At 53.0% G+C, this 15,131-nt stretch carries 15 protein-coding genes; 10 read left to right on the forward strand and 5 right to left on the reverse strand.

Annotated elements, in window-relative coordinates; genetic code table 11:
• The first annotated feature begins 157 nt into the window (after positions 1-157).
• From modA to AC1WNR_RS09665, 6 genes are all read left to right on the forward strand, one after another.
• Positions 158-895: a molybdate ABC transporter substrate-binding protein gene (gene modA / locus AC1WNR_RS09640; RefSeq protein ID WP_481644277.1), complete on the forward strand. Its 738-nt coding sequence runs from the start codon at positions 158-160 to the stop codon at positions 893-895.
• On the forward strand, positions 888-1,565 hold the full coding sequence (gene modB / locus AC1WNR_RS09645) for a molybdate ABC transporter permease subunit (protein ID WP_481644278.1): 678 nt from the start codon (positions 888-890) through the stop codon (positions 1,563-1,565). The genes modA and modB overlap by 8 nt, the downstream gene beginning before the upstream one ends.
• A complete protein-coding gene (gene modC / locus AC1WNR_RS09650) occupies positions 1,562-2,644 on the forward strand; it encodes a molybdenum ABC transporter ATP-binding protein (protein ID WP_481644279.1) in 1,083 nt (360 codons plus the stop codon). Before modB ends, modC begins: the two co-directional genes overlap by 4 nt.
• A 175-nt stretch (positions 2,645-2,819) precedes the next feature.
• Positions 2,820-5,069: an Orn/Lys/Arg family decarboxylase gene (locus AC1WNR_RS09655; RefSeq protein WP_481644280.1), complete on the forward strand. Its 2,250-nt coding sequence runs from the start codon at positions 2,820-2,822 to the stop codon at positions 5,067-5,069.
• A gap of 156 nt (positions 5,070-5,225) precedes the next feature.
• Positions 5,226-6,074 carry an RluA family pseudouridine synthase gene (locus tag AC1WNR_RS09660; RefSeq protein WP_481644281.1) on the forward strand — a complete coding sequence of 283 codons (849 nt, stop codon included), beginning with the start codon at positions 5,226-5,228 and terminating at the stop codon, positions 6,072-6,074.
• Positions 6,075-6,170: 96 nt separating this feature from the next.
• Positions 6,171-6,488 carry a hypothetical protein gene (locus AC1WNR_RS09665; protein ID WP_481644282.1) on the forward strand — a complete coding sequence of 106 codons (318 nt, stop codon included), beginning with the start codon at positions 6,171-6,173 and terminating at the stop codon, positions 6,486-6,488.
• An 18-nt stretch (positions 6,489-6,506) separates the two neighbouring features.
• On the opposite strand, the gene AC1WNR_RS09670 is transcribed toward AC1WNR_RS09665, so the two are convergent.
• Positions 6,507-7,076 (reverse strand): DUF3047 domain-containing protein, encoded by a 570-nt coding sequence (locus AC1WNR_RS09670; protein WP_481644283.1) that lies wholly within the window; start codon positions 7,074-7,076, stop codon positions 6,507-6,509.
• A 122-nt stretch (positions 7,077-7,198) separates the two neighbouring features.
• On the opposite strand from AC1WNR_RS09670, the gene AC1WNR_RS09675 reads away from it, so the two are divergent.
• From AC1WNR_RS09675 to AC1WNR_RS09685, 3 genes are all read left to right on the forward strand, one after another.
• Entirely contained in the window at positions 7,199-9,805 is a 2,607-nt protein-coding gene (locus AC1WNR_RS09675; protein WP_481644284.1) for a cation-translocating P-type ATPase, read from the forward strand.
• A gap of 82 nt (positions 9,806-9,887) precedes the next feature.
• Positions 9,888-10,553, forward strand: coding sequence for a cupin domain-containing protein (locus AC1WNR_RS09680; RefSeq protein WP_481644285.1), 666 nt, complete (start codon positions 9,888-9,890; stop codon positions 10,551-10,553).
• Positions 10,554-10,785: 232 nt separating this feature from the next.
• Positions 10,786-11,070 (forward strand): hypothetical protein, encoded by a 285-nt coding sequence (locus AC1WNR_RS09685; RefSeq protein WP_481644286.1) that lies wholly within the window; start codon positions 10,786-10,788, stop codon positions 11,068-11,070.
• Between the two features lie 96 nt (positions 11,071-11,166).
• On the opposite strand, the gene yghU is transcribed toward AC1WNR_RS09685, so the two are convergent.
• The gene (gene yghU, locus AC1WNR_RS09690; RefSeq protein ID WP_481644287.1) at positions 11,167-12,045 is read right to left on the reverse strand and encodes a glutathione-dependent disulfide-bond oxidoreductase; all 879 of its coding nucleotides are present in this window, start codon (positions 12,043-12,045) and stop codon (positions 11,167-11,169) included.
• Positions 12,046-12,248: 203 nt separating this feature from the next.
• Between yghU and AC1WNR_RS09695 the strand changes: the two genes are divergently transcribed.
• On the forward strand, positions 12,249-13,838 hold the full coding sequence (locus AC1WNR_RS09695) for an ABC-F family ATPase (RefSeq protein WP_481644288.1): 1,590 nt from the start codon (positions 12,249-12,251) through the stop codon (positions 13,836-13,838).
• Positions 13,839-13,998: 160 nt separating this feature from the next.
• Here AC1WNR_RS09695 and arfB read toward each other — a convergent pair whose 3' ends face one another.
• From arfB to AC1WNR_RS09710, 3 genes are read right to left on the reverse strand one after another with little or no spacing between them, the layout of a single operon-like run.
• Positions 13,999-14,415, reverse strand: a complete 417-nt coding sequence (gene arfB / locus AC1WNR_RS09700) for an alternative ribosome rescue aminoacyl-tRNA hydrolase ArfB (RefSeq protein ID WP_481644289.1) — start codon at positions 14,413-14,415, stop codon at positions 13,999-14,001.
• 48 nt (positions 14,416-14,463) lie between these two features.
• Positions 14,464-14,850, reverse strand: a complete 387-nt coding sequence (locus AC1WNR_RS09705; protein ID WP_481644290.1) for a type II toxin-antitoxin system VapC family toxin — start codon at positions 14,848-14,850, stop codon at positions 14,464-14,466.
• Positions 14,847-15,080: a type II toxin-antitoxin system Phd/YefM family antitoxin gene (locus tag AC1WNR_RS09710; protein ID WP_481644291.1), complete on the reverse strand. Its 234-nt coding sequence runs from the start codon at positions 15,078-15,080 to the stop codon at positions 14,847-14,849. The genes AC1WNR_RS09705 and AC1WNR_RS09710 overlap by 4 nt, the downstream gene beginning before the upstream one ends.
• Positions 15,081-15,131: the final 51 nt, after the last annotated feature.

Below are 15,131 nucleotides of genomic sequence, written 5' to 3' on the forward strand. Positions count from 1 at the left end.
CCACTACTTTTCTAATCATTAGCGCTCGATTCTAGCCTAAAAGAGAGAGCGGTATAAGTGTCACCTCAGGGATAAATTAGCAGTGACTTAAATTCACTGTATAATCAGCCGCTTGGCATCTTAACCTGTCTCTGGACACGAGTTCACTTTGATTTGCATGCTGCGCGTTACACTGTCTCTTTTGCTTGCTTTGAGCCTGCCGTTGCAGGCTGCAGAGCTGCGTGTCGCTGTTGCGTCCAATTTTCTGATTACCCTAGAGAAACTAGCTGACACGTTCGCCTACGAGACTGGGCATCGTGTAAAGGTGAGTTCCGGTTCGACCGGGAAGCTCTACACCCAGATCCGCGCAGGCGCACCCTATGACCTCTTTCTTGCAGCGGACAGCGAACGCCCGAGGCTACTGGAGAGCGAGGGTCGAATTTTGCCCGAGAGCCGTATGACTTATGCACGGGGACAGCTGGCGTTTTGGAGCAGAGAGGCGGGGATTGAGATCAGCTTTGATGTACTCCAATCTAATCCGCCCAAACGACTGGCTCTGGCCAATGCTAAAACTGCTCCTTACGGCCGCGCCGCTGAGCAAGCCTTGAAGAGCCTAGATCTAGACTCTCTTGGGAGCCTGCGTGTGCGAGGCGAGAACATAAGCCAGACCTTTCAGTTGGTCTATTCCGGCGCAGCTGAACTAGGCCTAGTCGCGTACAGCCTAGTTTTGGCGCAACAGAGCGGGAGCAGTTGGTTGATACCCACGGAAAATTACGAGCCGATTGAACAGCAGATGGTGATTGTGAAACGGACAAAACAGCCCGAACTTGCGCGCCAGTTCCAGCAGTGGATGCTGACCAAAGGGCGTCAGATTATTCTGGACGATGGCTATCTGTTGGAGCCACAGGATGGCTGAGTTGTCCCTGTTTGAGCCAATTTGGTTAACGCTTAAGCTTGCGCTAGTGAGTACGCTAGTGCTGCTAGTACTGGGCATTCCCTTTGCTTGGTGGTTAGCCCAGCGTCGCGGCTGGTTTATCGATACCCTGAACACCCTAGTGGCACTGCCACTGGTGTTGCCACCGACGGTGATCGGTTTCTATCTATTATTGGTGATGTCACCCGAGTCGCCGCTGGGAAGTTGGCTGGATAACACTTTCGGACTGATATTACCGTTTAGCTTCACCGGTCTGGTGATCGGTTCGGTGATCTACTCCCTCCCTTTTGTTATCCAACCGGTACGAAATGCTTTTGCTGCCATCGGCCCTGAACCCTTGGAGACGGCAGCTACCTTGCGAGCCAACCCCATCGACGCTTTCTTTACCGTCGCACTGCCATTGGCGCGCCCCGGTATATTAACAGCGGCCGTGTTGGGCTTCGCCCATACCCTAGGGGAGTTTGGCGTCGTTTTGCTGATCGGCGGTAATATTCCAGGTGAGACACGGGTGGTCTCAATCGCTATCTACGATCAGGTAGAGACACTTGAATGGGCCAATGCACACTGGCTCTCTGGCATTATGCTGGTGATCTCGTTCCTACTGCTACTCGTGATGCAGCGCCTGCAGCGCCGCTCACAGGGGATGCTATGAGTCAGATAAAACTTAGCTCTCAGTTGCAGCGCGGGGACTTCAAACTCGACTTTGAACTCTCAATTCCCGAGACCGGTATCACCGTTCTCTTCGGCCCATCAGGTTCGGGCAAAACAACGCTGCTCCGTATGTTGGCAGGGCTAGAGCAGTACGACCACACCCAGATGAGCTGGGGTGATGAAGTGTGGCAGAGCGCCGAGGCGTTTATACCCTGTCATGAGCGCGATATCGGTATGGTGTTTCAGACGCCGCGGCTCTTCCCACATCTGAATGTCGAGCAAAATCTACGCTACGGCATGACACGTGCGAGCAAACCAGCCAGTGAGTATGAGTTCAATGAACTTATCCGTTTGCTAGGGTTGGGCTCTATGCTCGAACGCGACCCGAACAGCCTCTCGGGCGGTCAGCAGCAACGTGTAGCCATAGCTCGCGCGCTACTGATGCAGCCCTCACTACTGCTGATGGATGAACCCCTCTCTGCGCTGGATGCAAAGAACAAAGCGGAAATTCTGCCCTACCTTGAACGCCTGCATCAGGAGTTGAGGATCCCGCTGGTTTATGTCACACATGATCTAACCGAGATGGCGCGCCTAGGCGATAGCCTGGTCCTGCTTGATGAGGGCAAAGTTATCGCCGCTGGTCCCATGTCCTCACTCCTGACCGACCCGGATCTTCCGCTGGCCAACCGCCAGGACGCCTGCATGCAGTTTGACCTACCGGTGGTCAGCTCAGATCGCGAATACGGCCTGTGTGAGCTGCGCTTTAACGATCGTGTAAATCTTGAGTTCGCCTGCACCAGCAGCACCCCCGGAAGTCTCAGACGCGTATTGATTCAGGCCGAAGATATCACCCTGTCGAACAAGAGCCACAAAACCTCTGCACTCAACCAGATACCTGTGTTTGTGCGCGAGAGCTGGTCGGTCGGCTCTAGCCACGAGCATGTGCTGCTTGAAACTATTGGCGATCAGCTACTCATTGCGCGCATTACCCGCAAATCTGCACGTAAGCTGGGTATTGAGGTGGGCAGTACACTGATCGCTTCTATAAAAACCTCGGCACTACGCGGCAGTATTCGCTAAATATTGATCTCCAACCGCCCCGCAAGGCTTTACCTACCGACTAGCACTGATAGAATGCGCTAAAATTACCTGGTACCCAGTGCTCAATTACTGAGTGCCCCAAGCGACCGCCTGACTAGGCTCTACCCTGATGCCAGCGCGCGGATTTTTTCACCACCTCAACTAGGGTTTGTGGATGAAATTTCGTTTTCCCGTCATCATTATTGACGAAGATTTCCGCGCCGAGAACATCTCGGGTTCTGGTATTCGTGACCTTGCCGAAGCGATTCAAAAAGAGGGTATGGACGTCACTGGCCTCACCAGTTACGGCGACCTAACCGCCTTCGCACAGCAAGCGAGCCGCGCCTCATGCTTTATCATCTCGGTCGACGATGAGGAGTTTGAGAGCGGAGAGTCTGAAGACCTCTCCGCACAGGTTCTGGGTAACATCCGTGATTTCATCGGCGAAGTGCGCAAGCGCAACGCTGAGATTCCGATCTTTCTCTACGGTGAGACACGGACCTCGCGCCACGTAACCAACGATATCCTGCGCGAGCTGCACGGCTTCATCCACATGTTTGAGGACACGCCAGAATTCGTAGCGCGTCACATCATTCGTGAAGCGAAAGTCTACCTCGACTCTTTGGCACCGCCGTTCTTTAACGCCCTGATGGATTACGCCAGTGACTCATCTTACTCTTGGCACTGTCCGGGTCACTCAGGTGGCGTGGCATTCTTGAAGAGCCCTGTCGGTCAGATGTTCCACCAGTTCTTCGGTGAGAACATGCTGCGCGCTGATGTCTGTAATGCGGTGGAGGAGCTAGGCCAACTGCTGGACCACACGGGCCCAGTGCATGACTCTGAGTCCAATGCTGCGCGTATCTTCGGCGCTGACCACCTATTCTTCGTAACCAACGGCACCTCAACGTCTAACAAAGTCGTTTGGCACTCAACAGTAGCACCCGGCGATATCGTGGTCGTAGACCGTAACTGTCACAAGTCGATTCTGCACTCCATCATTATGTGTGGTGCGATTCCGGTCTTCCTGATGCCGACGCGCAACCACTACGGCATTATCGGCCCAATTCCGAAGAGCGAGTTCGACCCAGAGACGATTCGTAAGAAGATTGAAGCGAACCCCTTTGCGCGAAACGCTGCGAATAAGAAACCGCGTGTGCTGACGATTACACAGAGTACCTATGACGGCGTGCTGTACAACGTTGAGACGATCAAAGAGATGCTCGGCGATACCATTGATACGCTGCATTTCGACGAAGCTTGGTTGCCGCACGCGGCGTTCCACTCATTCTACAACCATATGCACGCAATAGGTGGTACCGAGGCACGTCCGCGCTCTGACGACACCCTGGTGTTTGCAACCCAGTCTACGCACAAACTGTTGGCCGGTCTGTCACAGGCGTCACAGATTCTGGTGCAGGATGCGAAGAACCGTCAGCTGGATACCTACCGATTTAACGAGTCCTACCTGATGCACTCATCCACCAGCCCGCAGTACGCGATTATCGCCAGCTGTGACGTGGCGGCGGCGATGATGGAGCCTCCGGGTGGTCAGGCACTGGTTGAGGAGTCTCTGCTCGAGGCGATCGACTTCCGCCGCGCAATGCGCAAGGTGGCTAACGAGTTTGAAGATGACTGGTGGTTCAAGGTCTGGGGCCCAGAGAAGTGGGCTGACGAGGGTTTGGGTGACCGCGACGACTGGATTATCCACGACGAAGACACCTGGCACGGCTTTGGTGATATCAAGTCGGGCTTCAATATGCTCGACCCTATCAAAGCAACCATTATCACCCCCGGGCTTAACATCCACGGTGAGTTTGATGATGAGGGTATCCCTGCTGCGATTGTTAGCAAGTACCTGGCTGAGCACGGCATCATCATTGAAAAGACGGGGCTCTACTCCTTCTTCATCATGTTCACTATCGGTATCACAAAAGGCCGTTGGAATTCGATGGTAACTGAGCTGCAGCAGTTCAAAGATGACTTCGACAAGAACCTGCCGATGTGGCGTGTAATGCCAGAGTTCGCCAAACAGCATCCGCGCTACCAGCGTGTAGGCCTGCGCGATCTCTGTCATCAGTTGCACAACATCTACCGCAAGTACAACGTGGCGAAGATCACCACCGAGATGTACCTCTCTAACATCGAGCCAGCAATGACCCCTGCTGATGCCTGGGCGAAGATGGCTCACCGCGATGTAGAGCGCGTCTCAATAGATGAGTTAGAGGGTCGTACTACTGCGATGCTAGTCACACCTTACCCACCGGGAATCCCACTGTTAATTCCGGGCGAGCGCTTCAACAAGACGATTGTTGATTACCTCAAGTTTGTGCGTGAGTTCAATGCCCAGTTCCCAGGGTTTGAGACCGATTGTCACGGCCTGGTGCGCGAGAACGAGCAGTACTTTATTGACTGTGTGAAAGAATAATTCTGTCGCGACCTTCGCAGCACGAAGATCCCTCCTACTCCGACGTAGGAGGCTTATTCGGCATAGCAGAATGACGCGACCACCTCTAAATCATCGGCCTACGTAGGAGGGATGTACGCGCAGCGTATTTCCCGACAAACCAAGTATGAAACTGCTGTGAAACTAGAACAAACCTACACCATAGACCCAACAACCGCCGGCCAGATCGCCTGCGATTTTCTGGCCGATGCCACCGGCATCTCCAAACAGAAAATCAAAGACGCAATGACCAAAGGGGCTGTGTGGCTAAAACGCCACAACAAGTCCCGTAAGCGCCTGCGCCGCGCTAAAGAGGTGCTGCAAAATCGCGACAAGCTAGAACTCTTCTACGATGAGACCCTTCTGGCTCGCAAAGCCCAGGGGGCTATCTGCCTGCTGGACGCCAACGGCTACTCGGTCTGGTTTAAACCCGCAGGCGTTGTCGCCCAAGGGAATGATTGGTGTGATCATCTGTCGATTCAGCGTATCGCCGAGCAGACTCTTGAGCCCAAACGCACCGCCTTTGTGGTGCACCGCCTCGACCGGGAAACGGCCGGGCTAATGCTATTGGCACACTCTCAGGCTATCGCCGCAAACCTATCCGAGCAGTTCCAAAAGCGCAGCGTGACCAAACACTACCTCTGCCAGACGCTGGGCGAGACACCCGCGCATGGCGAGATCAGTACAAAGCTTGATGGCAAAGCGGCACAGACTCGCTTCACTCGACTTAGCTACGACTCTGCCAGCAATACCAGCTGGCTCGATGTAGAGATTCTGACGGGACGCACCCACCAGATTCGACGTCATTTGGATCGAATTCAACATCCGGTCATGGGTGATCCGAAGTATGGCAAGGGCAATAAAAACAAGCTGGGCTTGCAGCTGTTTGCCGTGAAATTAGCCTTCACCTGCCCGACTACGCGCGAGCTTAAAACCTTTGAGCTGTCGCGCGAGTTTCTTGAGAAGAACTGCTCTATTGCAGATTGATTAAAATTTAACCAAATCTTCCTGATAATGTTTCGATAGGTCTGAGGCTTTGCTAGACTAGTAACCAGTTTCGCAACGCACTTTGAGAGAGTCTGAATGCTGTTTAACCGCAAAACCAAAGCCGAAATTCGTGCTGAGCTGCAAGCTCAGATGGATGCGTACGTGCGCGCCGGCGGTGAGGTTAAGCAGATTCCTCGCGGGCTCAGCGGCGTAACCCAAGGTAATCTGATTCGCCCGGTATTCCATGACGGTAAGCCCAAAGAGAGTCGCACCCCCTGCGATAAAGTGCTGCAGACCATCGATGCGCGCCGTGTCGCCAAAGAGAAGCCCGGCCTGCTGAAGAAGCTGCGCAAGCCGCAGCGTAAAGTGATCTACGACGACTTCGGCGAGCCGCTGCGAGAAGTCTGGGACTAAGCCTAAACACTCAACGGGCTATTCGCCTGTAAATTCAATTGCATCAAACCAAGCCGTAGTACTCTGCCCGGTATTATCGCCATCAACCATAATGGCGTAGCCATCCAACGTATCAACCTCTTCGCCGAAGTAGGTTTTGAAATCCTCAATCACATTGCGGCTATGAGACTGCCAGAGGTTAATATTCTCCTCGCCCGAGTCAAGCACCACCATCACTGCTTTGTCGGTAAAGGCGTTCTTCCAGCTGGTACCCATCGGCTGATTCGATGACCAGACATAGTTGAGCGCGAGAGTTTGCCAGGGTAAGAATCCCGTTTTCACCACCACATAGAGCCTGGCTGGATAGTCATCACCGGATTTACTCTGCTCATTATGTTCGGTGCCATAGGTATTTGAGATCTTCCAACGCCAGTTCACGACAGGCGTCTTGCTGAGGTCGATCTTCTCCTCTTTATAAAGCACCGAGGCTGTGCCGCGAGTCTCGCCACGAATAGCCGTGCCGTCATGCGAATAGTCAGTGTTGCCGTCAAACGAGCGCTCTTTCCAGTCGCGCAGATCCATCGCCTGAACCGAGCTGGCTATCAACACTAATGAACTGATAAAAAGTTTGATCTGTCTCATGCTTTTAGTATGGCACAACCGGCTGAAAGCTGAGTGAACGGGCATCTGGACTATACTGCTGCTAGATTCAGCCAAAATGGAACATATCGATGGAACAGACGGGGCTAAGCGCAGGGGAAGCCGCTCACCGGCTGGAGCAATTCGGCCCCAACGAACTGCCGCAAAAAGCCCAGCAGACACTGCTCTCTATCGCATTAAGCCAGTTTAAAAGCCCGTTTATCTATGTTTTGCTCGCCGCCTCTGTCGTCTCGCTTGCGCTTGGACAGACGGTTAATGCTTTTTTTATCTTTGTCGTTCTATTGCTGAATGCATTGATCGGAACCCTTCAAGAGCACTCGGCTGAACGCTCGGCAGCCGCACTGCGCTCGATGGTGCCTCAGTTCGCTAATGTTATCCGCGACGGCGTAACGCTGCGCGTTGACGTGAGCCAGTTGGTACCGGGTGATCTGGTGATGCTCGTCAGCGGCGACCGTGTGGGCGCGGATATGCGGCTGGTACGTTGTCAGGATCTACTCGTTGATGAGTCGCTGCTAACTGGCGAATCGGTTGCGGCAGAGAAGTCAGCCACACCGCTTGAACAACCCTCACTGTCACTGGCAGAACAACGCGATAGACTCTTTGCCGGCACCATCGTGACGCACGGCAGAGCCTACGCGGAGGTAACAGAGACGGGCATGGCGACCCAGCTTGGACAGATTGCTGAAAGTATTACCCAAGAGCAGACCGCCAAGCCACCACTGCTGAAACGCATAGAGGCCTTCACACTCAGAATTTCAGTTGCTGTTCTACTAATTATCGCCCTACTCTTTCTGATCACACTATCGCGTGGCGAGCCTTTGGCGCAGGTCTTCCTGATGGGCGTTGCTCTGGCAGTATCCGCAATTCCCGAAGGCTTACCCGCTGCAATCACCGTCGCACTGGCCATCGGCATGCGTCGTATGTCGCGCGCGGGGGTTATTGTGCGCCGTCTGGTTGCCGTTGAGTCGCTAGGCTCATGCACGTACATCGCCTCAGATAAAACCGGCACGCTGACAGTGAACGAACTGACCGCTCGCGAGATTTGGTTGGCGAACAATCAACGCTATCGTGTCAGTGGTGAGGGCCTGGACGCGCATGGCGAGATTGAATCACTGGACGGTGAAGGCGTTGATGACGAGCCACTGCGGGCGCTTGTTGAGTGTGCCTCGCTGACAAATGAAGCCGAGTACCGGCTTGTGGAGGGCGAGCTTATCGCCAACGGAGATGGTGTGGACCTAGCCTTTTTAGTATTGGCGGCGAAATTCGGTGTAGACCATATTGAACTCCAGCATCGCCATACTGAACTACAAAGTATCCCGTACGAATCGGAGCGAGGCTTTAGTGCCAGCCTAAACCAATACGCTGACGGCCCACGCCTGATGGTCAAAGGCAGCATGGAGCAGGTATTGGCGATGTGCCCGAACAGTGAGTCGGTCCAGCTGGAGGTTCAGCAGCAACTCATCGCGATGGCTCAGCGCGGCTTGCGTGTGCTGGCCTGCGCCAGTCGTGAGGCGGATGCCAGTATCGACATTGAGGAGCAACTTACCGGCCTGGATTTTCTGGGTTTAGTCGGCATGATTGACCCGCTGCGCGCAGAGTCCGCCGATGCTGTGGCCCAGTGTCGTGCGGCGCATATCGAGGTAGCAATGATCACCGGCGACCATCCACAAACCGCTCTAGCGATCGCGCGCGAGTTGAAGATTGCGGATCAGCAAACAGAGGCGGTAACCGGTGTACAGATCGCCGCTGCTGTTGCCCAGGACAAGCAAGACGATAGCGGAGCGCTCAGTAGACTGGTGGCGAGTACCCGCGTATTTGCACGTATTGAACCCACACAGAAGCTGCAGATTGTGCAGCAGCTCATCAAAGACGGAGAGTTCGTTGCGGTTACCGGTGACGGCGTTAATGACGCGCCGGCACTGCATAACGCCCATGTGGGTATCGCGATGGGTAAACGGGGAACCGATGTCGCGCGCGAGAGCTCGGACTTGATAATCACCGATGATAACTTCGCTTCAATTGTCGAAGGGATCAAACAGGGACGTATCGTCTACAACAATATCCGCAAAGTGATCTTTCTACTGATCTCCACCGGGGCAGCCGAAATCACCCTGTTTATCCTCAGCGTGCTGTTCGGTTTACCTATTCCACTCTTCCCTATTCAGTTACTCTGGCTCAACCTTGTAACCAACGGTATTCAGGATGTGGCTCTCGCCTTTGAACCTGAAGAGGGTGACGAGCTCAAACGCCGTCCAAGACCACCCAAGGAGCCGATATTTAACCGTTTGATGGTAGAACGCGTGCTGATCAATGCAGTGGTTATGGGTGGGTTAGCCTTCGCAGTATTCGCTTGGCAGATCGGCAACGGCGTTGATGTGGAGAGTGCTCGCAATATCACGCTGCTGCTGATGGTGCTGTTTGAGAATGTCCATGTGCTCAACAGCCGCTCTGAGACACATTCGATATTTAGAATTTCACTGCTAACCAACCCCTTTTTGATCGGCGGAATGCTGGCCGCACAGAGTATTCATATCATTGCTATGCAGACGCCTGGGCTCTCATCTCTATTGGATCTGGAACCGGTTGACCTGACCACCTGGTTCACCCTGCTTGGCATCGCTTTAATTCTGATCATTGTCGATGAACTGCATAAGCTGCTGAAACATCGCTCAGCCTAGTGTTTAAGAAAAGCGGCGAACCAAAATCGATCGATTACCTTATAATCACACCGACCCTCAAAGCCCTTTAAAGGAGTGATCTGTGCGCCTAAACGCCGACTTTGACCGTGCCGTTGTCATTCGTCCCGATCAGTATCAGTGGAGCGCCTCGCCTATGCCCGGCGTCGAGCGCATGATGTTGGACCGTATAGGTGATGAGGTTGCGCGGGCAACGAGCATAGTGCGGTACGAGCCCAACACCACCTTCTCCCAGCACCGCCATGATGGCGGCGAAGAGATCCTAGTTTTGGAGGGCGTCTTTGGTGATGAGCACGGCGCTTACCCTGCCGGCACTTACCTACGTAACCCTATCGGCACTGCGCATACACCAGTAGTGGGCGATCAGGGTGCGACAATCTTCGTTAAACTCCATCAGTTTGATTTAGAAGATCAAGATCAAAAAGCGATCGACACCAATCAGGCAACCTGGCGCCCCGGACTTGTAGAGGGTCTAAGCGTAATGCCGCTGCATCAACACAAGCATGAGAACGTAGCGCTAGTTAGATGGGCCCCCAACACACAATTTAACCCACACCGCCACTGGGGTGGCGAAGAGATATTCGTGCTGGAAGGCACCTTTTACGACGAGCATGGTGTATACCCCGCTGGTAGTTGGCTGCGTTCACCACACTTGAGCCAGCACCGCCCATTTACCAAGGAGGATGGCGCGCTGATCTATGTAAAAACAGGCCATCTGCAAAGTCTATAGGGGGGCGCCCGACCCCGATTTAGCTATCTATTTTCAGGGCAACGCTGTACTCTCAGGGTTACTTTGGCATATCGGTGAAGATCGCTAGCTCGAGCGCAAAGCAATCTTTGAGGTATGCCGCAAAATGAATCTTTTCATAAACTCTAAAATCATCGGACTTCGTCCTTCCTATATACTGTTGGTCAACGCTTCCAACACGACTGACGCGCTGTTTCACTCGAACTCCTTCTCATTGAACAGATCGCTTTTTGTAGCGAGCAGCCTCAGAGACGGGATAGAGAAGTTCAAGACTGAAAGAACAAAGTTCGTCTTTATCGATGAAAGACTGCTGCTATCAGACCCAGCAATGTCGGATCAGTTCCTGCAGCTATTGAAGAGTGACAGCGATAGCATCGTCACAGTGCTGGAAGAGGCTGGTAACTCTCGCCTTAAGGAGGATATTCTCTCGATGGGCTTTGGCTATGCCGAGAGGCCATTTTCTGTCTCTCAGATGACGAGTCTATGTAGCCTGAGGTAGGCTGCACAGCCTACCCACACCAGAGCTAATCAATCAGCGTGCCCCGAGCGCAGATCAATCAAGCGATCGTTTGCCCGCACGTCAAAATCGCAACACTTACGAGTTTTCAGGCTTTTCAGTGAGTTCAGCAATCGCCTGGTCAATATCTGCGCCAGAATGGCGTTCTCTCAGCTGGCCGTAGGTTTCGCCCCAAGTGCGATTCACAATCGCCCCGCGGCGCACGGCAGGACGGGCCTCAATCTCTTTCGCCCAACGCTGCAAGTGGGTGTAACTCTGCACATCCAAAAACTCGGCTGCGTTGTAGAGATGGCCGAGCACCAATCCACCATACCAAGGCCACACCATCATATCGGCGATTGAGTACTCATCGCCGGCCAGGTAGGCGTGCTCTGCCAGATGTTTATCAAGAACGTCTAATTGACGCTTACTCTCCAACGCGAAGCGATTGATTGGATACTCGAACTTCTCTGGCGCATAGGCGTAAAAATGCCCGAACCCGCCACCAAGAAATGGCGCCGAGCCCATCTGCCAGAAGACCCAGTTCATACACTCTGTTCGTGCGGCAGCATCCTGTGGAATAAACTTACCGAACTTCTCTGCCAGATAGAGCACAATCGAACCCGACTCAAACACCCGCTGCGGTGGGTTGACACTATGATCCATCATCGCCGGAATCTTAGAGTTGGGGTTAGCTGCAACAAAGCCCGAGCTGAACTGATCGCCGTTCATAATGTCGACAAACCAAGCATCGTACTCCGCCTCAGTTACACCTGCGGCCAACAACTCCTCGAACATGATGGTGACCTTGATGCCGTTGGGTGTGGCCAATGAGTAGAGCTGAAACGGCTGCTCACCAACAGGCAGCGGCTTTTCATGAGTCGCCCCCGAGATAGGACGGTTAATGTTGGCAAACTTGCCACCATTTCCGGGTTCCCATTTCCAGACTTTAGGTGGGGTATAGGTCTCGTGAGTCATGATAATTCAACCTTGGCGTATAAGATCAGTTGGGTAGCTTACGCGACATAATCGCGCTCAGACTATAGCTCAAACCCGGGATTAGACCCCAAATTAAATAATCGTCTGCGCCATTTTGGTCGACTCTGTACTGTCACCCCCCTATACTGCGCGCCACTTTGACGTTGCCGCAGTGCACCCCTCCAGATTTTCGGAATTTCACATTGATCACGACCGCTAACATCACCATGCAGTTTGGCCCTGTGCCGCTGTTTGAAAATATCTCTGCCAAGTTTGGTAACGGTAACCGCTACGGCCTGATTGGCGCCAACGGCTGCGGCAAGTCGACCTTTATGAAGATTCTTAGCGGTGCACTAGCACCCACATCAGGTAACGTCTCTTACTCACCTGGCTGCACTTTGGGTACACTGAGTCAGGATCAGTTTGCCTTTGAAGAGTATAGCGTTATCGACGCTGTGATAATGGGCAATACAGAGCTATGGCGCGTGAAGCGGGAGCGAGATCGCATCTACTCTCTACCGGAGATGAGCGAACAGGACGGTATGGATGTGGCACATCTGGAGGTGGAGTTTGCCGAGCTTGATGGCTACAGCGCCGAAAGCCGCGCGGGAGACATTTTGTTGGAAGCGGGTATCCCTGAAGAGTATCACTTCGGTCTCATGAGCCAGGTCGCACCGGGCCTTAAAGTGCGAGTGTTGCTGGCACAGGCACTCTTTGCCGAGCCCGATATACTGCTGCTTGACGAACCAACCAACAACCTGGATATCCACACCATTGAGTGGCTCTCGGACGTACTGAATCAGCGCAAGTGCACCATGGTGATCATCTCGCACGACCGCCACTTTCTGAACTCCGTCTGCACCCACATGGCCGATATCGACTACGGCGAATTACGCATCTACCCGGGTAATTACGAAGCCTACCAGGCTGCCTCGTCTCTGATTCGGGAACAACTCCATACGGAAAACGCCAAAAAGAGTGCGGAAATTGCCGAACTTCAGGACTTTGTAAATCGGTTTGGGGCAAACGCCTCTAAAGCTAAGCAGGCCAGCTCACGCGCCAAACGCATGGAGAAGATCAAACTTGAGGAGGTTAAACCCTCAAGCCGCCGATCGCCCTCCATCCGCTACCGCCAAAACAAGAAGCTACACCGCCAGGCCCTTGTACTCGAAGGCCTCACACATGGCTACGACGAGCAGCCCCTGTTTAAAGAGATCGATATGATCCTTGAAGCAGGCGCTCGCCTCGCCGTAATCGGTGAAAATGGTGCCGGTAAAACCACTTTCCTGCGCTGTCTGAATAACGAACTATCGCCACGTAGCGGCGTAATCAAATGGTCAGAAAACGCTACCATTGGCTACTGCCCACAGGATAGCAGCGCCGATTTCAACAACGATATGACCCTGTTCGAGTGGATGTCCCAGTGGCGCACCCCCAAACACGACGACCTCGCCGTACGCGGCATGCTCGGCCGCATGCTATTTGGTGCCGACGACCTCAACAAAAAAGTCCGCGTCTGCTCTGGTGGCGAGAAGAACCGTCTGCTCTTCGGTAAATTGATGATGCTGGAGATCAACGTGTTGGTTATGGACGAGCCGACCAACCACTTGGATATGGAGTCGATAGAAGCGCTCAACCGTGCGTTACTGGATTGGGATGGTACGTTGGTGTTTGTTAGCCATGATAGGGAGTTTGTATCGTCGTTGGCGACAAGGGTGTTGGAGATTAAGGCTGATCGGGTGGTAGATTTTCAGGGGACTTATTTGGAGTATATGGGGGAGCGGGTGCATTAAGTGCGGCCCTCCCACTCTGGTTATTCGTAATGTCCGCCGATGGCAAATATATAAATCGTTTCGCTATCAAATCGATAAATAAGTCGATCTTGCTGTGACAATCTACGTGTATTGAACATCGACTATTTTAGCCGATCCGCCCTGCAAGGGTCGGACCTCCTCAGCAGTCACTAACACGACCACGCATCGATTTTGTTTTGCCCCTGAGTGTCTTCTTGTCCATGCGCTTGCGCTGCGAGCTTCGCGTCGGTTTCGTTGGACGTCTCACCTTCTCAATCTTGGTGACGCTTTGAATCAACTCAGTCAAACGTTGCAGCGCATCAATCCGATTCTTCTCTTGGGTACGAAACTGCTGCGCTTTGATAACAATAACGCCATCACGGCTAATGCGGCTGTCTCTCAGAGCTAACAGGCGCTCTTTGTAAAACTCGCTCAGAGACGAATTTTTGATATCAAACCGCAGGTGTATCGCAGAAGCGACCTTATTAACATTCTGCCCACCTGCACCTTGCGCTCGGATTGCAGTGAGCTCGATCTCGTCATCTGGGATTGAGATTGTGTTGGAGATTATTAGCATCGACAGACCGAATGGATTACGTACCGTTACACATCCAATTAATCAGCGTTATTTAAAGGGATTTAGTGTCCGAATACCGTATTTCTTAATATTTGAATCATGAGTGACCAATACCAAACCCTCAGCCTGAGCCTGGGCTATCAGCATTCGGTCGAAGGGATCTTTATGAACATCCGGCAGCAGTCCAGCTTGGTCTCCGTGAAAGAACGTAATTGGCAGTTCAATAAAGCCGTTCTCTTCAACTACAGAACTCATATCCTCTGGCGCGCTCAGTTTACCTACTGCACGTTTGATCGAGATCTCCCAGGTGGTGGCTGCACTCACAAATCCCTCGTTTCTAAAATCGGATACTTGCTCAACTAACTGTGAACCTAAGCGCTCATCGCCCTGCAACCACCACAGAAAAGCCGCTGTATCCAGTAGAAGACGCTTCATAGCTCCCCTGCAAACAACGCTACAACCTGCCCATCAGCCGCATCGAAATCTTCGTGGATCTCTATAACTCCTTTGAGAACCCCTGGAGTTCGTGGCTTCAACTTAGGTTTGTGGGGAACCAAATCTAAATAAGGCTTCCCCGCCTTTGCGATGACAATCTCTTCACCTTTCCAGGCTAGTTCACCCAGTTTCGAGAGACTCGATTTGGCTTCATGCATATTGACCTGCATTTACGGCTCCATTGGCTTAGTTCGACTTAGCTTAGTATGAGCAAGAAGATA

It is taken from the genome of Marinobacterium marisflavi (assembly GCF_982447095.1).